Origin of the sequence: Mesotoga sp. UBA6090 (assembly GCF_002435945.1) — a bacterium.
In the GTDB taxonomy this organism is placed as follows: Bacteria; Thermotogota; Thermotogae; order Petrotogales; family Kosmotogaceae; genus Mesotoga.
Genome location: NZ_DIXC01000059.1, coordinates 1 through 19,062 on the forward strand (window position 1 = coordinate 1; position 19,062 = coordinate 19,062).

Annotated in this window: 18 protein-coding genes; 3 read left to right on the forward strand and 15 right to left on the reverse strand. The window is 46.2% G+C overall.

All coding sequences use genetic code 11. From position 1 onward, the window contains the following. Positions 1 to 882: 882 nt before the first annotated feature. The 3 genes from B3K42_RS09125 to B3K42_RS09135 are packed head-to-tail and all read left to right on the forward strand — an operon-like array spanning position 883 to position 4,093. Positions 883 to 2,511, forward strand: a complete 1,629-nt coding sequence (locus B3K42_RS09125; RefSeq protein ID WP_110990637.1) for an ABC transporter substrate-binding protein — start codon at positions 883 to 885, stop codon at positions 2,509 to 2,511. 27 nt (positions 2,512 to 2,538) lie between these two features. Continuing rightward, positions 2,539 to 3,459 carry a hypothetical protein gene (locus tag B3K42_RS09130; RefSeq protein ID WP_110990638.1) on the forward strand — a complete coding sequence of 307 codons (921 nt, stop codon included), beginning with the start codon at positions 2,539 to 2,541 and terminating at the stop codon, positions 3,457 to 3,459. 25 nt (positions 3,460 to 3,484) lie between these two features. Further along, positions 3,485 to 4,093, forward strand: coding sequence for a bifunctional 4-hydroxy-2-oxoglutarate aldolase/2-dehydro-3-deoxy-phosphogluconate aldolase (locus B3K42_RS09135; RefSeq protein WP_110990639.1), 609 nt, complete (start codon positions 3,485 to 3,487; stop codon positions 4,091 to 4,093). On the opposite strand, the gene B3K42_RS09140 is transcribed toward B3K42_RS09135, so the two are convergent. From B3K42_RS09140 to B3K42_RS09210, 15 genes are all read right to left on the reverse strand, one after another. Further along, positions 4,074 to 5,000, reverse strand: coding sequence for a dihydroorotate dehydrogenase (locus B3K42_RS09140; protein ID WP_181419085.1), 927 nt, complete (start codon positions 4,998 to 5,000; stop codon positions 4,074 to 4,076). The genes B3K42_RS09135 and B3K42_RS09140 overlap by 20 nt on opposite strands. Next, complete coding sequence (locus tag B3K42_RS09145) at positions 4,990 to 5,760, reverse strand: dihydroorotate dehydrogenase electron transfer subunit (RefSeq protein ID WP_292598382.1); 771 nt, start codon at positions 5,758 to 5,760, stop codon at positions 4,990 to 4,992. Before B3K42_RS09145 ends, B3K42_RS09140 begins: the two co-directional genes overlap by 11 nt. Continuing rightward, entirely contained in the window at positions 5,757 to 6,974 is a 1,218-nt protein-coding gene (locus B3K42_RS09150) for a dihydroorotase (protein WP_110991319.1), read from the reverse strand. Before B3K42_RS09150 ends, B3K42_RS09145 begins: the two co-directional genes overlap by 4 nt. Then, the gene (locus tag B3K42_RS09155; RefSeq protein WP_292598383.1) at positions 6,961 to 8,187 is read right to left on the reverse strand and encodes a hydantoinase/carbamoylase family amidase; all 1,227 of its coding nucleotides are present in this window, start codon (positions 8,185 to 8,187) and stop codon (positions 6,961 to 6,963) included. The genes B3K42_RS09150 and B3K42_RS09155 overlap by 14 nt, the downstream gene beginning before the upstream one ends. 10 nt (positions 8,188 to 8,197) lie before the next feature. Beyond that, positions 8,198 to 8,965 (reverse strand): ABC transporter permease, encoded by a 768-nt coding sequence (locus tag B3K42_RS09160; RefSeq protein ID WP_292598385.1) that lies wholly within the window; start codon positions 8,963 to 8,965, stop codon positions 8,198 to 8,200. A gap of 28 nt (positions 8,966 to 8,993) precedes the next feature. Next, positions 8,994 to 9,959: an ABC transporter substrate-binding protein gene (locus B3K42_RS09165; RefSeq protein WP_292598386.1), complete on the reverse strand. Its 966-nt coding sequence runs from the start codon at positions 9,957 to 9,959 to the stop codon at positions 8,994 to 8,996. A 16-nt stretch (positions 9,960 to 9,975) separates the two neighbouring features. Then, positions 9,976 to 10,758, reverse strand: a complete 783-nt coding sequence (locus B3K42_RS09170; RefSeq protein WP_292598387.1) for a nucleoside phosphorylase — start codon at positions 10,756 to 10,758, stop codon at positions 9,976 to 9,978. Further along, entirely contained in the window at positions 10,758 to 11,540 is a 783-nt protein-coding gene (locus tag B3K42_RS09175; RefSeq protein ID WP_292598388.1) for an ABC transporter permease, read from the reverse strand. Before B3K42_RS09175 ends, B3K42_RS09170 begins: the two co-directional genes overlap by 1 nt. Beyond that, positions 11,537 to 12,304, reverse strand: coding sequence for an ABC transporter ATP-binding protein (locus tag B3K42_RS09180; RefSeq protein ID WP_292598390.1), 768 nt, complete (start codon positions 12,302 to 12,304; stop codon positions 11,537 to 11,539). Before B3K42_RS09180 ends, B3K42_RS09175 begins: the two co-directional genes overlap by 4 nt. Positions 12,305 to 12,312: 8 nt before the next feature. Next, the gene (locus B3K42_RS09185; RefSeq protein WP_292598391.1) at positions 12,313 to 13,056 is read right to left on the reverse strand and encodes an IclR family transcriptional regulator; all 744 of its coding nucleotides are present in this window, start codon (positions 13,054 to 13,056) and stop codon (positions 12,313 to 12,315) included. A gap of 182 nt (positions 13,057 to 13,238) precedes the next feature. Further along, positions 13,239 to 14,648: a rhamnulokinase gene (locus tag B3K42_RS09190; RefSeq protein WP_292598393.1), complete on the reverse strand. Its 1,410-nt coding sequence runs from the start codon at positions 14,646 to 14,648 to the stop codon at positions 13,239 to 13,241. Beyond that, entirely contained in the window at positions 14,645 to 15,634 is a 990-nt protein-coding gene (locus tag B3K42_RS09195; RefSeq protein ID WP_292598394.1) for a carbohydrate kinase family protein, read from the reverse strand. The genes B3K42_RS09190 and B3K42_RS09195 overlap by 4 nt, the downstream gene beginning before the upstream one ends. Beyond that, complete coding sequence (locus tag B3K42_RS09200) at positions 15,631 to 16,278, reverse strand: transaldolase family protein (RefSeq protein WP_292598395.1); 648 nt, start codon at positions 16,276 to 16,278, stop codon at positions 15,631 to 15,633. The genes B3K42_RS09195 and B3K42_RS09200 overlap by 4 nt, the downstream gene beginning before the upstream one ends. Before the next feature lie 44 nt (positions 16,279 to 16,322). Then, on the reverse strand, positions 16,323 to 17,741 hold the full coding sequence (locus B3K42_RS09205; protein ID WP_292598397.1) for an L-fucose/L-arabinose isomerase family protein: 1,419 nt from the start codon (positions 17,739 to 17,741) through the stop codon (positions 16,323 to 16,325). A gap of 40 nt (positions 17,742 to 17,781) precedes the next feature. Beyond that, a complete protein-coding gene (locus tag B3K42_RS09210; RefSeq protein WP_292598398.1) occupies positions 17,782 to 18,810 on the reverse strand; it encodes a LacI family DNA-binding transcriptional regulator in 1,029 nt (342 codons plus the stop codon). Positions 18,811 to 19,062 lie beyond the last annotated feature (252 nt).

Here is a 19,062-nt window from a genome sequence, read left to right on the forward strand (position 1 = left end):
TGATGAGCTCTCGAGAGGGGATTTAGGAGCGAAGATCAGAATTAGTGAGAAAGAGCATCGAGAGCTTAGCTTTGAGAACACGAGAGTTGACAAATTCTGAGAACGTCACATGATGTCATGCTGAACCTGTTTCAGCATCTCGCTCCAAAGAACCACTGTATGCTGGTGAAAACCAAGTTACCCGTCAACTGTTCACTGACCCCGCCGAGAGGATCAAAACCAGATCCCGAAACAAGTTCGGGATGACAGAATGAGGGGCTTCCACAAGCCGATGTTGGGATAACTTTCTCAGTTGCAGCAAAACCTTGAATTGGTGAGCCAGTTCTGTTCACGAGCCCCAGGCTCGAGACCGAGACCCACTACTAATTCCGTCATCTGAACATGATTCGGAATCTTGCTCCGGGTCTTTTGACTTAACCAAGAACGAAGAACAGATCCTTGTTCTGGAACGAAGAACGGGGTCTTCTCGGCGAACGGAGAACCGCTCAACGGTCAACCAGTTTCTCTTGCTCTTACGAACCCCCAACCACGGTTTCTCCAAAGCCCAGATCTTGAACAGGAGCACTTCAGATGACAAAATAGGTTGGTTCTGATCAGATTGCTTCAATTTGCTTTCTTCTCGGTCTCTTGTTCTTCTTACAACTTGCATCTTGGAACTGATCCTTTGCTCCTGACCAACCCCAACCTGCTACCTCCAACCACTTGCAAATGTTTTGACCAAGAACGAATAACAGATCCTCGCTCTGAAGAACGAGTTCTCCTCTGCGAACGGTGAACCATTCAACGGCAAACCAGCTTCCTCCGTTATTTGTCTTTCCGAACGAAATCGGATTCGGTTTATCTAATATAATAGTGGAGAGACTTGAACCTAGGAGGTACTCTGTGCGGAGACTATTTTTACTCGTTATGATGCTAATCTTGTTTTCTACTAGTTTCGCCGAGGCTCTTGTAAAAAGAGGAACGGAAGAGGAGTTTTCCTACTCTGAGCTTGCTGGAGGTTCTATTACACTGCCGGTCGATACTACGTTCATGTTTATTCCTGGCTTTGAGCTTTCGGAGGGCGATTTCTGGGTTACTTTTGCGATTCAAGACCCGCTTTTCAGATGGGCAAGCGGCGACGAATTGAGTCCGTGCCTAGTAGAAAAGTATGAGCTTTTAAATTCGAACAAGTCTCTTTACATAAAGCTCAGAGAAGATATTTTCTGGTATGACGGAACGCCTATAACCGGCGCGGATATAGAGTATTCGATAAGAGCATGGAAGAGCGCCGAAAATTCTCCGGTCTATGAGGCTCTTAATGACCCACGGTTTGGCTGGGTTTCCGTTGTCGACAGCAAGACTGTGGTTTTCAATTTCAATGATTCATATCCAGAATTCTTGAACTCTTTGAGAACGGGCATACTCGCCAAACACATTTACTCCGACAGACTTGGAATCGAACCGGAGAGTCTGGAAGAGAGCATGAAGATGGATAAACCTCCTATCGAAGCTACTTCGGGGCCCTTCGTACTCGATCCGGCAAGCGTGAAAGGCAACATTATTCTGAAGAGAAGCCCGAACTGGCACGGAGGATCTGGAGACGGTCTCTTTCCGTTAGTATTCGAGAGTTGGCCTGAAAAGAGTCTTCTAGATGAGATAAGGCTTGTGGAAGTGGCGGAGCCTCTGGACAGAATTGAAATGTTCAAAACGGGCGAGCTGCATCTTCTCTTCAGTGAATCGGATCACAACGAGTCTCTTCTTAATGAATCGGCTTCGGGAAAGTTCAAATCAGGAAGCTTCCCTGATGGCACTTATCATATTGTTCTTATGAACCATAGAAACGGCCTGCTGGCAGAAAGGGGAGTTAGGCAGGCGCTCAAGATGTCTATAGATTATGAATCACTTCTTAAAGCCCTCCCCGACTCCATTGGGACTTTCATCCCTGTGGATCCTAGGACGTCCATTTTTAAGACTTTGCAAGCTCAGATAGTGGATCTTCCGTACGATCCGGATAAGGCAAAGACCTTTCTTTCAAATGCAGGTTATCCCGGTAGCATAACTTTGTCGATCAAGGTCTATCATGGAGTTGAGAATACATTACTGGAGGAGCTCCAGAAGAGCTGGGACAAAATAGGTGTGAAGCTCGAAGTGGAAAGGCTCGATTGGGGAAGCCTTCTTCGTGACATAGACGAAGGCGATTACGAGCTGGCCTATCTTCGAGTCGAGGCCTTCGAGTATCCCGAGATAGCCCCATGGACCAATGAGTATGAGCATGATTTGAAGACAGGCTGGGAAGTAGGTTATGTGAATCAGCAGATTTTCAGGATTATGAGAAGGGCAGCCATTGAACCCAACTGGTCAAGTCGTACTCCTTATTATCTCGGATCATACAGGATATGGACGAATGATGTGCCGATTCTAGTTCTTGCCTACGATCTCTCTTACGTTTTTTGGAATAGCCAGCTCAGTGGGCCGGTCCCGGACAGAGGAGAGCTTTACGAGAATCTTGCTGAATGGTATTTGCAGAAATGAAAGGACAACATAAAGGGGGTATTTGAGATGCTCTATCTTGAAATGGAAGCTTTTAGGAGAGCACAGTATACGATCCTTGAGAATGGGAGAGAGCTGGAAAAGAGACTATTCGCCTACTACTTCATGGATGGCCCGGCAAACAACGTTGTTGAGGAGATCGCCGGTTATCAGAATGTCGATGGAGGGTTTGGAAACGCTATAGAACCGGACTTCAGATTGCCAGCTTCTTCTCCAGTGGCAACTACCGTAGCGCTTCAACACCTTATTCATTTCGATGACTTACCACTTGCAAAGGGAGTAATCTCGAAAGCGATTGCTTATCTGGACAACACATATATTTCGGAAAGGGAGGGTTGGTTTGCAGTTCCGAAGACAGTGAATGATTACCCGCACGCTCCCTGGTGGGAATTCGACGAAGAGAAGGGCATGTGTGCGATCGACGCAAACTGGGGAAATCCGACCGCAGAGATCATAGGGTATTTGCAGAGATACAGCGAGTTCACAAGCCTTGATGTGGATAGACTTATCGGTAAAGCGATCGAGTATCTCGAAAGTAAGAGTGAATTCAGTTCCTTTCATGAAATTTTTTGCTTCATGAGACTTTATAATCTGCTTGACAAAAAAATGGCTACCAGACTCAGACCAAAATTGTCTGAGGCTGTTTGCTCCCTGATCAGTAAGGATCAAGAAGAGTGGCGAACAGAGTACGTGGCCAGGCCGCTCGATTTTGTTTCGTCGCCAGACGAGTTCTTCTGTATCGATCGTGAGTTGATTGAAGATAATATAGAGTACTATATCAAAGAACTTCATACCTATGGCAAGATCAAGCCTACTTGGTCCAAGAGCTTCTACGATGGCGAAATGAGCACGGCCTGGGATGAGTGGGTTGCTATAATAACCTTGAGAGTGCTTTTGATCCTCAAATCATTCGGAAGAATAATACTCTAAATAAAATCCTAATGGAGGGATAAAAGTGAAGAATATTATCCTGCAGGAACGGATAATGGCCGTCATCAGAAGCGACAGCGTGGAGAGATGTGTCGAGATTGGAAGAAGCTGTTTCAGGGGAGGCGTGAAGATCCTTGAAATAACCTTCACTGTTCCCGACGCCCCCAAGGCGATTTCAATTCTCTCGAAAGAAATAGAGGGTGCCTACGTTGGAGCTGGAACGGTTATCACAGACGACCAGTTCAGCAAGGCTGTTAAGAGCGGCGCAAAATACGTCGTTAGTCCGCATCTCTCGGAAGAACTTGCAATTCAGTCTAGAGCGCTCGAGACGCTTTACCTTCCTGGCATAATGACTCCTACTGAGTACGTAAAGGCCACAGGGCTCGGCTGTTCTATGGTCAAAGTCTTCCCTGGCGATGTCCTTTCACCATCCTTTGTGAAGTCATTGAGAGGGCCCTTCCCTGAGGCGCTGTGTGTGGTGTCGGGAGGAGTCAATCTCGACAACATAGACACGTGGTTCAAGGCAGGTACCGCCGCCGTCGGCATAGGATCCGATCTGACTAAGGGGACCCCGGAAGAGATAGAGGAGAAGGCGAGACAGTACGTTGCCAAGGTCAAGAGTTTCTTTGGGTAAATCTTTGAGTAATCTCATGTATTCCAGATACTGAATGAATCCCCATGAAGGTCTCTATGAACTCGACTATGGATTTGGGCAGGCCAGGATTCACCATGTTCATGGTTCCAATGGATATTGCGCTGGCGCCTACCATAATGAACTCGACCGCATCTTCTCCTGAGGAGATACCTCCCATTCCAATTAGAGGAAGGTTTATTTCTCTGCTGATTTCATAGATCATTTTTATCGCTATGGGTTTAACCGCAGGTCCTGACATTCCGCCGGATAGGGCGCCTAGTGCAGATCTGAACCTGTCTATGTCAATCTTCATGGCTGGTACAGTATTTATCAGTGATATTGCTGATGCCCCTGCCATTTCCGCACTTCTGGCGAAGGAAGCGTCAATAGCTTGAAAGGGGCTGAGTTTAGCGATCAGCGGGTATTTGCTAGTCTTGCCGCATTCAGATACCACATTGCCGATTCTCTCAGGGCTTGACCCGAAAGAGAGTCCTTCTGAATCGACATTCGGGCAGGAAAGATTCAGTTCAATGGCGGCCGCCCCGTCGATTCCATTAAGTTTGTCAGCTATATCAACAAACTCAGATACTGAATTTCCACTTATACTAACGATCACTGGAATCTCCAGTTTTCCATACCCGTCTTTGTAGTCTTCGATGAAACGAAGAACGCCGGGGTTTTCGAGGCCGATCGAATTTATCATTGAGGAAGGGGCCTCAAGGATTCTCGGCTGAGCATTACCGGTTTTGGGGTTCAAAGTGATCGTCTTTGTTACCACCGCTCCGACATATTCAGATTCCAGAAGGTCAAAATACGGTTTGGACAGTCCAAAGGTCCCCGAAGAAATTATTACGGGAGTAGGTAAAATGCCTATACGTCCAAGATCTGCTCTCAAATTACATTTCATTCCATTCAACCTCTTCCATTTTGAAAACCGGTCCATCTAGACAGACTCGCTTGCTACCGTGTTTTGTATTGATGGTGCAGCCATAACAAACCCCGATGCCGCATGCCATACGCGCTTCAAGAGATACCTCGGCTTCTCTCTTGTAGAGAAAGGGCTCAAGCGCCTTCAACATTCTTGTTGGGCCGCAGCAGTAGAATCTGTCATAGTTTTCAAGATCAATTTCCTTCAACCTATCCACAACGTTTCCGATGATGGGGTAAGGTCCTTTGTCAACTGTGACTAGAACTCTGTTTGATCTCTTCTGAAATCCTTCGATGATTTCTTGAGGGATCTCTTCGGGTTTTGAGAAGCCGAAAATAGTGTCCGTGTTACTGTCTGAATCAAATAGCTTTCGAGAAAGAAGATTCAGTGAAGCAATTCCGCATCCCCCTCCAATCAAAAGCGATCTAGTGTTGCTTGACAAAGTGAATCCATTTCCTAGCGGTCCTATGAGATCAACAATAGATCCGGAATTGAGTTCACTCAACCATTTTGTCCCCTTTCCAACAATCTTTATGAATAGGGATAGGCTTTCACTTGAGACATCGAAGACGGAAAATGGTCTTCTCAAAATCATATCTTCTCCATAACAACCGATTTCAACAAACTGTCCGGGGAGGGTCTGTCGGGAGATATCTCTAGAATTAAGAACCAGTACATGCCCGTCGGAACTAACCCTTTCGTTTCTGATCACTTCGCATTTTTCATTCACAACATTCATACTGGCTCTCCAGTGAAGGGGTAGACTATTTTTCCAGAGGCAATGGTATACTTCACCTTCGCATCTAGTTTCTTCCCCAGGAAGGGAGTATTCTTCCCTTTTGAATACATAGAGGACTCTTCGACAATCCATGATTCATTGGGATCAAAAAGGACGATGTCGGCTCGTTCTCCCTCTTCAAGACAGGCGGGGTTTATTCCCAAGAGATTCGAAGAATTAAATGTGAGAAGCTTAGTCAATGCCTGTAGAGAGAGAAGCCCTTCGCTGACAAGGGCAGTGTACGAGAGCGGAAAAAGTAGTTCTACTCCCGAAAAGCCTCTAGCAGGTACTTCAGATGTTTTTTCTTCTAATGTGTGTGGTGCGTGATCCGAAGCAATAATATCTATCAAACCAGAGACTATTGCCCATCTGATCGCTTTCAAGTCATCAGCTGTTCTTATAGGTGGATAGACCTCATAAAAGCCGTCGGGCAGCCCCTCACTGGTTTCTATGAAGTAATGGGGACACGTTTCTATTGTGAATCTGATGTTCTTTTCTCTTGCTTGTTTGAGAAAATCAATTGAACTGGCTAAGCTGACGTGCTGAAGATGAAGCCTACCACCGATCCCCTCGTTAAGGATGACATCCCTGCAAATGACAGCATGCTCTGTTTTTCGCAAACTTTTGTCAAATTCCGGAATTTCGGGATGTTCGGCTACCAGGACACCTGTTTCTCTTGAAAACCAGAGAACAGCGGCCATGTCGCTATTTCGATCTACGGGAAGACCATCATTGGTGAATACTGTTGCGCCGGCTTCATAAAGCTCTTTCCAGTTATTTCGCCTGCCAGACAGGTTTTGGTTTATTGAACAGGACTGCAGAACTCTTATAACCGTATCCTTTTGAAAGGACCTGACATAATGATAGTTTTCAACTGAGTCCGGACATGGCATAACATTTGGCATGGCACACAGTGAGGTAACAGCGCCGGAGGTCGCTGCCAGGACGCCGCTTTCCACAGTCTCTTTCCACTCATACCCCGGTTGTCTCAAGTGTACGTGGGGATCTACTATTCCAGGTATTGCAACAAGTCCTTTTGCTTCAATGATATCTGCATCACTGCATTCAATTCTTGTATCTATCTTCTTTATCACACCGTCGTCGATCAGAATGTCACAGGTTGTCCTGCTGGATTTTCTCCAATCTACGAGATTTGAGTTTCTAATTAGGAGCATGTGAATCTCCAAAGATCTCTAGCATCGCATTAAGTAGTTTGGAGAATGAAGTTAGATCCATCGCCTCTCTTGGTGAATGACTTACTCCCGTAGGATTTGGCAGCAAGATAAGAGAAGATGGGAAGTACTTCGAAACCTCCGCAATGTCGTGCCAGGCTATGCTATTCATTCTTGTAGAAGAAAGCCCCTTAACTGTCAAACTGTTTTGGAGGTATTCGAGGTAAGCGCTGTCCATTGTCGCCGGATCCATGGTGGAGAGCTCCGACGAAGAGAATTCTATAGCAGCCCCTTCGGATACGCCTCTACAATAATCTGTCAGAGAGCCTTTGAATTCTTCGAGAGAACGAACTGAGAAACCTCTTATGTCTACGGTAGTCTCGGTCTCTCCAGGAATCATATTCATTACATTTGGAGTATTAACTAGCCTAGTTACGGTCCCAACAACCTCATCTGATGACATTAGCTTGCTCAACTCGCTTGCCTTTAATATGGCAGAAGTTGAAGCCAGAAGCGAGTCTCTTCTTGCCGAGAGATTCATAAGGCTCGAATGATTGGTCTCACCTTTGAAAGTGAAACTGAGTCTCCTTTGACCGGCAATCTTCTCAACAAATGCAAGATCCAAGGCTTTTTTTGATAACTCTTTTGATTGATCCACATGTATTTCGATGAATCTTGTTCCTTCTTCAACAGACGGCTTTTCAACTTGTGAAAAGCTCTGAAAATCCGCCTCTTCAATTAGTTTAGTCAGGGATACTCTTTCCCCGATCAATGTTTCATAGTCCCCCAAGGGTTCCTCTCCCTTGAGGAAGAACGCCGATCCCAACGATGCCCGGCCGAACAGTGAGGACTCTTCGCAGTTGAAGGCGCATAATTCAATACGTTCGGCCTCGGCCTTTCCTAGAAGGCTCAGAAGTAGAATTCCAAATACAACGCCCGCAGTTCCGTCATATTTGCCGCCATTTGGAACCGAATCATAGTGAGAACAGAAAACTACTTTGTCATCTCTCCGACTTTCTCTCCCGCTGGAGGTCAAGATGTTTCCCATTCTATCGACATAGACTCTCTTTCCAACTTCATTCAACCTTTTCGCCAGATACTCAAGCGAAAGTCTGTTTTCCCTTGTGAAGGGAAGACGAGTAACTCCTTCATCTGTCGAGGTGAATTTCGATAACTTATCTATTTCTTCCGATACTAGATATTCGAGACCGCTCAAGCTAACTCCTTCACTTTGCCGCCGATTCATGCCAGAACAACAGTTTTTCCTGCAGTTTCTTCATTCCAATATCCAGGAAGAAGCTGAGAAGACTAATCACAGTGATTACAGTCAACAGTAAAGTTATATCGTACATCTCGTTCCCGAGAATCAGAAGAAATCCAAGCCCGGCCTTTGAACCCATCATTTCTCCTATGACTGCAGCCGTGATCGACAACACAAGGGCTACACGCAATCCAGTCATCAGATACGGCATCGAATTCATGAGTTCAAGTTTGAACATAACTTGAAGACGACTTGCCTTCAAAACCTTCATCAGGTTGTAGTAGTTCTTTTCAGTTGATCTTACACCGAGGATCATATTTATCATTACAGGGAACAGAGTAACAAGAGCAATTAGAACCACTTTGGACAGTATTCCAAGCCCGAACCATAGCACAAAGAGCGGAGCAAGCGATATCTTTGGAGCAGTCTGGAATATGAGTATGTACGGTGAAAGCGCCTTCTCGAGAATCTCTACCTTTGCAAGAACGTATCCAAGTACTATTCCTATAACCGCTCCGGAACTGAACCCTATCGCTATCTCTTCGAGCGTCGCCATGAAGTTCTTTTGCAAAACGGAGTTCTTGACCAACTCAACGAACTTGAAGAGAATATCTTCGGGCGGAGGAAGGATATGTGTTGGAGTATTAAGAATTGTGACCACTACTTTCCACACAACCAATACAGCGACTAGAAATAGAAAGCTCATTAGTTTTGAATTGATGTTCTTTTTCAAAATTCTTCCTCCTACCCGAAGATTTAGTTTACAGTCTTGGTATTACGAAATCGGCCGCGTTGACATCTGTGGTTATCAGATCGTACTCTCTCATGATGTCGATAGTCTGCTGCCATCTTTCAACGTTTCCAAATCCAAATCCAAAGGCTTTGGTGTCTTCGCTCTGCCAGAGGTAGTTCGCATAGATCTCGGAAAGTATGTCGGCCATGTATTCCTCTCTGCCAATATATGTCGGCGCATACTTCGCGATTGCCACAACAGTGGCTTCCTTCATATTCTCTGGATCTGAGAGATAGGCCATCACTCTGCTCAAAGCCCTTGTGAATCTAACGGCCAGATCCCTGTTCTCATTCAGGATTTTGTCTCCGGTTACTACAACGTTTCCGAATGAAGGAAGGAACTCGTCTGACCTGAATTCATCTACTTCGATTCCCTGATACCTTAGTTCGAAGGTTCTAAGCATTGAGAAGCAAATTGCATCTACTCTCTTGTTTACGAGAGCCGGTACGATAGCCTCGGTTCCAACAATCTCAAGCTGGATGTCATTCAGTGAAAGCCCATTCTTTTTCAGGAGTATTTGTAGCTGCACATAGTTGGGGCTTCCATAAGATGTTATTGCTACTTTCTTCCCTTTGAGATCCTGGGGTGTTTCAATGCCGCTTTCCTTAAGGAAGATAGTTGAGCCGAGTCCATGCTGGTAGGTAGTATGAATAACATTTACAGGTATTCCCTGAGCTCTTGCAGTTATGACTGGTTCGCCATTGGGGAAACCAAATTCAACATTTCCAACTGCCACGTTTCTGATTATGTCTGAAGCGCTTCCAAAAAGATAGTCGACTTCAAGACCTTCCTCTTCAAAATAGCCAAGCTCTATTCCCATGTAGATGGGAATGTAGTAAGGAACTGCGGAACCCTCGATCTGCAGGGTTACTTTCTGGGCAAAAACAAACATGCTTACTAGAACCAATAAAAACACAAGTACTGCCTTTTTCAAATCAATCCCTCCTCGTTCAGAGTGTTCTAAAATCTGTTTCAAGTGCAGTTTCTATTGCACAAAGTTGCGCTGACCTATAATCAGTAAGCCATTCATCCGTCTTCCGATTTCCGTGAACTGCCAGGATGTTTGCTGCCTTCATCCCCAAAAGACTTGCCAGAGTAAAGATCGTCTCGGTTTCCATATCGAAATTGATAACGCCCGCAGATGAAAGTTCTTCAGGCAAACTGGGACCGGGGATTTCAAAACCTCTTATGCTCCGACCCTGTCCGGCATAATAAGAGTCAACAGTAGCGCCTATGCCGACATGAGCCCTGACCCCCTTTCTAGAAGCGCTTTCGGCCAGTGCGACGACCATAAATGGGTCGGCGACGGCCGGGTATTCTGCTCTAACGTACATTTTGGAGCTTCCCCCAAGTCTTACTGCGGCGGAGTTGATTATCATCTCTCCGCACTTAATGTCCTTTCTAAGCGCTCCACAACCTCCCACTCTGACAACTCTTTCTACACCAAGAGCGTGCAGTTCCACCATAACTATTTCTGATGAACCGCCTCCAATTCCGGTAGAACAGACGCCAAACTCCTTCCCTCTGAAAGTACCGATTCCTGTCGAGAATTCTCGATTGACGGACAGATATTCAAAGGAATCTGCCGCTTCTTCGAAGAGCTTCAGTCGTTCTGGATCACCTGGAAGGAAGAACAGCTTCGGAATCTTTGAATCCATGCTCAACTTCAGATGCTGGAGTTTGCCGTTTTCGATGGGATTGCTCGCTGTTGGTTTTCTGAATCCTTCATTCATCATGTTCCCTCCGTGAAGGCCAATTTTGACTCATGCCAGAACAAGAGTTTCTTTTCTATAAGTTCAATACTCCAGTAGAGAATTAATCCCAGGAAAGTAGTAGCAATTATCGACGCTATTAGAAGATTTGCATCATACAGAGAACTTCCGTACACAAGCAGGTAACCGAAACCTCTGTCTCCCGCCATCCATTCTGAGACTATTGCCCCTATTATTGACTGCACCATCGCGATCTTTAGTCCTGCCATGATTAAGGGAGTGGCCATCGGGAGTCTCATCTTAAGAGTTGACTGGCGTTCCGATGCACCGAGAATTGTCATAAGATTCTCGTAGTCCTCCGGGACAGATCGCAGTCCCAAGATTGTGTTTATCATCACTGGGAAGAATGCTGAAAGGACTATAAGCAATAGCTTTGATGGCATCCCGAGTCCGAACCAAATAACAAAGAGAGGAATGAGAGATACTTTTGGTGTAGCCTGAATAAGCATGACGTATGGTGAGATTACTTCCTCAAAGGTTCTCGATTTCGCCGAGAAGTACCCAGCCACAAAGCCCAGAACAGATCCAACGGAGAAGCCTATAAGTATCGTATACAGGGTTACCCAGCCTTCTCTTATGAAAGTGCCGTGTGCAACAAGAGAGATAAACCTCTGTCCCACAGCCTCTGGAGGTGGAAGGATAAATCCTGGAACATCTCTGACGATTATGTATCCCTTCCAAAAACCCAGGAAGAGTACCAGGAAAAGAATCGAGATTATTGCTATTAGGACTTTCCTGTTCATTGTTTGAGCATCTCCCGTAGCTCTTTGACGTAGGAGTAGAATTCTGGCGTGAGTTTTGAATCTTCATTTCGAGGTCTGGGTAGTTCAACCTTCATGTCAGCGATCACTCTACCGGGTTTTGTGCCCATTACGATTATTCGGTCTGAAAGATACACAGCTTCACTAATACTGTGGGTTACAAAGATCACTGTCTTTCTGGTTGATTCCCAGATTTCAAGGAGAACGTTGTTGAGATTGTCTCTCGTTATTGCGTCAAGAGCCCCGAAAGGTTCGTCCATAAGTAGAATTGGGGGATTATAGGACAAGGCTCTCACAATAGCCACACGTTGTTTCATTCCACCTGAAAGCTGTCTGGGGTAGGAATTTTCAAAACCTACAAGTTTTGCAAGTTTGAAAATATTCCTGACGTTGCTTTCATCTGCTTTCTCCTTGTTGCCCATGATTTCGAATGGAAACAGAGCGTTATCTATTGCTGTTCTCCAGGGCAAAAGGACGGAATCCTGGAATACGAATCCAAACGGAGGGGTCTTGCGATTCTCTTTCTCCGTAATTTCCACCGTTCCGGAACTTGCCTTCAGAAGCCCCGAGACAATCTTTAGCAGTGTTGATTTCCCACAGCCCGAGGGTCCCAGCAGTGAGACGAACTCACCTCTGTTGACTGTGAATGAAACATCCTCCAAGGCAACGAATTCCTTTTTATCTTTCTTTGTTCCGCTAGAGAAGACCCTTCCGACATTACTTACAATTACCACGTGTTCACTCATGTCAACCTCTAGAAAGTGTATTTGCTGATATCCACAGCAGTCTTTTTTAGATTGGCTACAATTTCCCCATTTATCCTCTTTGTACTGAATCTCTCTTTCGGCGCAATCGCAGTTATGCTGGCGACAACACTTCCCGACGAATCGAAAACGGGCACCGCGACCGCCCTGAGTCCCGGCTCGAATTCCTCGTCACAGAAGGCAAAACCTTCTTGCCTGACTCTTTCTAGACGAACCTTATAATCCTCCACCGGACAAGTTTCGATTTCAGGGTAATTGCCGATGTGAGATTTACATACAAGGCCTAACGCTCTTTCTATGTCAATGTTTGCGGCAATAGCCAACCCGGCAGCTGTGCAATGAACAGGAAGATAAACTCCAGATCTGGCTCTGAAACTAAAGACTCTATCGCTTTCAACAGTCAACACGGAGGTTACCCCGTTTTCCGTAAGTTCACTGAAGAAGACTGTTTCATTAATCTTATCTTTCAGCTCAATAAGACAGTTTTTCAGGTTAACTATATTCATCTTTCTAGCGATTTCACTTACCATGGGTATTATTCTTGGGCTCAATCTGTAGCGTTTGGCCTCTTCAATCTTAGTCAAGATTTCGCAGTCTACAAGATCGTTAAGTATTCGGTGAGAGGAGGACATAGGGAAACCGGATTTTCCCGACGCTTCCTGAACAGTTATTCCGCTACTATCAAAATAGGCAACGATTTCGATCATTTTGAGCACCTTCTGGAGATAAGTCATATTTCACCTCGCGGAATCGTAATTCTATAAAATAGAATTATCAACATTATTTTACACGGCCACTGTCATATCCCCCAACCTTCCCTGAAGATGTCATGGCTGTCTAGAGATGATTAAATTCGATTAATACCTGCAATCTTATGAATTCTTAATTTTTCGACTTATTTGAATGATTCGAAGTCTTACTTTTCTGGAGTGTATTCCTGAAAGTTAAATGAGCTTTGAATAAGATCGTGAGCCTGGGATAGGTCACTTAGTTCTCCAAGGCCCAGCATCTGAACTATGATATTACCTGTGGCAGTTCCTTCAGCCGGTCCTGCCACTACCGGAAGCCTTGTGTAATCTGACACTAACTGGCAGAGAAGCCTGTTTCGGATGCCGCCGCCTACCATTCTAATGTTCCTTATTGACCTGCCGGTTATTGACTGCAATTGTTTTCTTGTCTGCTCCGTCTGGTAAGCGATTCCTTCGATCGAAGCTCTCACGATCTCTCCCCTGTTTCGCAAAGAGATCCCGAGCCTCTCGGCTTCGGAGAGAATAGCTTTCTCCATGTTTCTTGGTTTTTTGAAGGCTTCTGATTCTACATCTATTTTTCTCTCATAGCTTCTGGCAGTCAGCGCCATCTCGGTCAATGCATAATGATCGAGATTCGGGTTCGATTTTCTCCATTCCCTGAGGAGCTCCTGAGCCAACCAAAGACCGGTTAGATTCTTGAGCAGGCGGTACCTTCTTCCGTAGCAGCCCTCGTTGGCAAGGTTGTTTTCGATAACATCTTCATTTCTGGAAGGCTTGTCGATCAACACCCCTTCTAGACACCAGGTTCCGGCGCTGACGAACATCGAATCATCTGAAAGATTCATGGATGTAACGGCCGATGCCGTGTCGTGGCTCGCCGGGAGAATAACCTTCATGCCCTTTATACCAAGCTCTTCCGAGACTGAGGGGAGAAGTTCTCCGGCGATTTCCCCGGGATCTACAATTGGAGTCATTATCTCCGGTAGATCGAAGAATCTTATCAGCTCTTCGCTCCAGTCATTCCGATCGGGATCGAAGAGTTGTGTGGTAGTGGCGAAAGTAAATTCTGTCAATTTCTCCCCTGTGAGGAAGTAGGTCAGGAGTGAAGGCATTGGGAGAAGGGCATCTGCCTTCTTGAGGTGACGACTGTTTTTACGTTTGAGGGATATAAGCTGATAGAGAGTGTTGAATGGCTGAAACTGGGTTGGAGCTCTGTCGAAGATCCACCGCTTACCGGCCTTCTTTATGGCGTAATCCATGGAATCGTCTTTGAACATGTCTCTGTAGTGTCTGGGATCGCCCTGAATCGAACCGGAGCTGTCGATAAGACCGAAATCCACTCCCCAAGTGTCGATTCCTATGCTGCGAATCTCAATCCCCAGCGCTGAAGCCGCCTTAATGCTATCAACGACATTCCTGTAAAGTGAAATGAGGTTCCAGTGAGTCGCACCGGCAATATGAATAGGCTCGTTCGAAAAGCGATGTACTTCTTCCAGAACCAGCCTGTTTCGACCGTACTTTCCGACGAAGGCCTTGCCGCTGGAGGCACCGATGTCTATTGCGAGGAATCCTATCAACGATCTACACCCCGCCCCTTTAGGAACTGGTTCACTTCGCTTTCGGTTGGCATCGAGCTTGCTCCGCCATATCTTGTTGCAACGATCGCAGCCTCTGCGTTGGCAAAAGTGAGAATGCTTCCCAGATCTTTTTCGGTAAGATTACGCAGTTCGTCATCACTCATATTGTAGAGCCTCGAGATTACTGCGGCCATGAAAGAGTCTCCGCAGCCAGTGGTCTCGGCCACTTTCACCTTGAACCCATCTCTCTTGACAGAAGTCCTTCCGCGATAAACAGTGGATCCTCTGCTTCCGAGAGTAAGAAAGACGAGCGTGTCCGGTCTGACTTCGAGTCGAGACAGGGCCTCATCGAGATTGTCGCTGTCACATATATATAGCAGATCGTCGTCGCTGAGCTTGAGAATGTCGACTCTGGAGATGATGGCTTTGACTATGGCCCTGAATGAATCGTGATCTTCTATTGCGCTTCTTCGAATGTTGGGGTCGAATGAAGTCTTTACTCCTCTTGAGCTGAACCTTTCGAACAGCTCTAGATAAGTGGATGCCGACGGTTCTTCGAGGAGTACTATCGCACCAAAATGGAAAAGGGAGAAGTTCAGAGGGTCGATCTCTTCGATTTCTTCTGATTTGAGCGATAGATGGGCCGCATGATCCCAGTAGAATCTGAATTCCGGCTTCCCCTCGTCGTCCAGAGCCGCAAGGGCTATCGGTGTCTTCGTTCCTTGTTCTCTAATCACATAACCGGTCGATATACCAAGAGACTTAAGATACTCAAGAAGTGCGTTTCCAAACTCGTCCATGCCGATTTTGGCGAGAAATTCCATAGGAACTCCCAGTCTGTGAAGACCGACAGATATGTTGAAAGGTGCACCACCCGGTTTCTTTTCAAACAGGGTGGTGCCTTCCAGGCCTTTCATAGGTTCTCTAGAGATGAAATCGAAAAGGATTTCTCCGGAGCAAAGAACCGGTTTGGACCGATCACTCATAACTTGAAGTCCTCCTCGAATCTGTTGAGATCATCTGCCGGGAAACTGCCTTGAATGTACTCAGCTGCGATTTCGATCGGTAACGTGAGATCATGGACACCCAGCGAGATAAGCTTGTTCGCGCTCTCGATGTCCTTAATGCTGGCCGCAATGATTCTAGGGGCGTTTGAGTGCCAGTCGCCAATGTCGAGCATCTCTGTGATTCTCAAGTCGGGATCTATACCCGCCTTCTTCATTCTGTCGAAGTACACGGCCACATATTCAACCTCCATGCTGACCGCTGCGTAGTACTGTTGTAAAGTGTAGACGGCAGTAGCACAAACACCAACTCCAATATCGTTCAGCTGAGGGACGATAGTTGAAGCCTTCTGCGGATCCCAGGGCAGTTTGATCGTAAAGAATTCGGGATCGAAATCGCTTTTCTTTATGAATTCCTTCACCTTTTGAATCCAGTCGGTCGAAGAGATGCTGCCCTGAACGAAGTGTCTCTCGCCTGGGACCTTTGAGAGGAATTTCATTGCATCCATCAGACCCCATCCCGGCCTATCTCTCTTCAGAATTGTAGGATTCGTGGTGATTCCGGCAAAGACCGGCTGTTTAACGAGTTCAACACTCTTTTCGCAAATACCGTCAATGTATAGCATGATCAGGCTCCTTTCTTAAGTAACTTTATGTCTTGAAATGCAGTTTACTCTCCCAGAATCTGGTAATCAATACCTTTTATATCACAGAACTGTACCAGTTCCTCAACGAAATCGCCGTAGACACCGTGAGTGTGGTTGCACGGGTAGTATCTCAGGAAGGTTTCCATGTCCGTATCCAGCTTCACATAGGCATGCGGCCATTCGATCTGAACCTTCTCCGACAGCTTCTTTTCTTCGGCTTCGGAGAGCTTCATGAACTCTCCCGGTACTATTGTCATGATGTACTCGCCGTTCTGTCTTGCAAGCCTGGCCAGGGTAACTCTTCCCGGTGCCGCGAAGTGCTTTACGGCAGCTCCTCCGGCTGGGAAGTAGAAGTCCTCGGGGTACAGTTCTACGTGTTTGAGATTGTCTTCGGGATTCATCGATTTTCCTGCAAAATAGGTCGCGTGAGTGCCCGAGTTACAGAGATCGAGCAAGTTTTCTTCCTCGAAGTAATGCCTCACGTCTGCAAATAGAACCGGAGACTGAGCGATATGCTTGAAGATCTCCATGGTAAGAGCTCCATCCATATCTGTTTCTGTGGCTGCAACAATAGTCTCCTTTGGACCGTGCCAGTCGTACGGATCGTTAAGGAAGGCCTCTACTATGTCCATCGTTGCGTAGTTGTTTGTCATCTCGGGCTGACCTTTGAAACCCACAAAGTCCAGTTCGTACTCTTTTATGATACTGAGTGCAGCTTCATAAAGCGCGATCTGTTTCTCCAGTTTTTCAGGTGTAAGCTGCTTGCCATCATATTTTACCGTGGCCAGTTTTTCCAGCCACTCTCTAGCCTCTTTTGTGACATCTTTCGAAACCTTCTCCGCCCTTACTACCAGTTCATACTGGTCGATCTGTTCCACATCGATGCCGAATTCCTTCAGCCACTGATCACCATTGGCCATAGCTGTATACATACCCATCGGGCGGCCGCCGAACATTCCATATCTCTCGCCCTTTAGCCTTGCTGCTGCCGACGCAGCCCTAACGAAGTGCATGACCCTTTCAATTACGTCTGAATCTTCGGGATCTCCCCACACTCTTTCAGGCATTATTCCTACCTGTTCAAGGGCACCTGCGGCCGCCAGCTGGCCTACCATTCCAGGGTAAGAGGGGTTTATCTGTCCATAGGTTAGGAAAGGACCGGGAGCATAAAGTGAGGCGATTACTGAAAGATTAGGCCAGCACCAGATTGCGTAATTGAATATCGTTGCCTCCACTTCGGCCTTCATAAGTTCCTTTCCGGCCTTCTTTGCGAGCGAAGGCTTCCATACTATATCGGAGGCTGTGACAACCTCCACTTCACCCGTTGCTTCAAGAGCCTTGACCAGCCTGTCTTGAAACCCCTTGTTCATTTCGATTAAATCATTGTGGACGAAATCTCGTCCGTCGGAAAAAGTGATCACTCCAACCTTTCTCTTTTTCATTGAGCATTCCTCCTCTTTTCGATGTTTTCTTTAAGCTTATCTATATGAGCTTTGACACAGATTCTCTCTTGAGCAATTCCGCCTTCAGCACAACTTTCGATTTGTCACCTCTTGTTCCGTCTATTTCGCTCAGCAAAAGTGTGGCGGCAATCCTGCCGATGTCTTTGACTGGCTGTCTGATCGTCGTCAAGGGCGGCTCGATCAGTTCATTCATGGAATGGTCATCGAAGCCTACAATGGACAGATCATGCGGGATTTTCAGACCCATTCGCCTCACTGTTCCAACAATCACCTCATTTAGAAACTGGTTCGTGGATATGATTGCATTCGGTCTCCTGTTCGATCTCAGGACAGACTCCAGTGACAGCGAGGCCCTCTCCACATCCACTGCGTTTTCGACAATCCAGTCTGTGTTTATCTCAATATCCAGCATCTTGCAAGCTTCTATGAAGCCCATACGTCTCTCTTCTATCGTATAGATCCCCTTTTTATGAAGGACTATTCCGAGTTTTCTGTGACCGTTTTCTTTTAGGTGCAACACTCCTTGAAGAATCGCCTGGCGGTTGTCGAGAGTTACAGAACTGATCCTCTCCATTCCCTCGAGAATTCTGTCGTAGAAAACGACAGGAATGTTTCTCCTGACTGCCTCCCTGTAGAGTTTTGAGTTGTTTCTTCCGTCTTCTCCTTGACAGGGTGAGGAAAGTATCCCCTCTACACCGTGTTCGAGGAGCCATTTGATGTAAACTCTCTCTTTCTCAAAATCCTCACCGATATCGCACACAATAAATTTGTAACCTCTTGGAAAGAGCACGGTCTCGATCCCACTCATAAAATCCAGAAAAAACGGATTCCTGATATCCGAGACAACAAGCCCCACCGTCTGAGTCTTTCTCGTTCTAAGGGATTTTGCCGAAAAATTGGGAATGTAGTTCAATCTCTCGGCAGCATCTACTATCTCCTTCCTCAGGGAGGGACTCACTCCCGGCTCGTCGGAAAGCGCTCTAGATACTGACGATGGCGATATGTTCAATTCGTTTGCTATGTCCTTTATCGTTATCTTCTTAATCAATGAAAATCGCAACCTTTCGCAAACGTTTGCGTTCATTTTCATTATACTATGAGCCGTTCGAGATTAAAGAGAATCTGGAAACAAGCAGTCGCGGAGAGAGCTCTAATAGAGGAAATCAGGCTCTATATGTTCTTCTTGACAGAGAGAGTATTCCAATTATGTTCGGATTGGGTTCCATAGAGGAAAGCTCGACGTTTACCTTCTTTCCGGGAATTCTGTAGTGGTTCGGCTCTTCCTCAGATTATATGAACT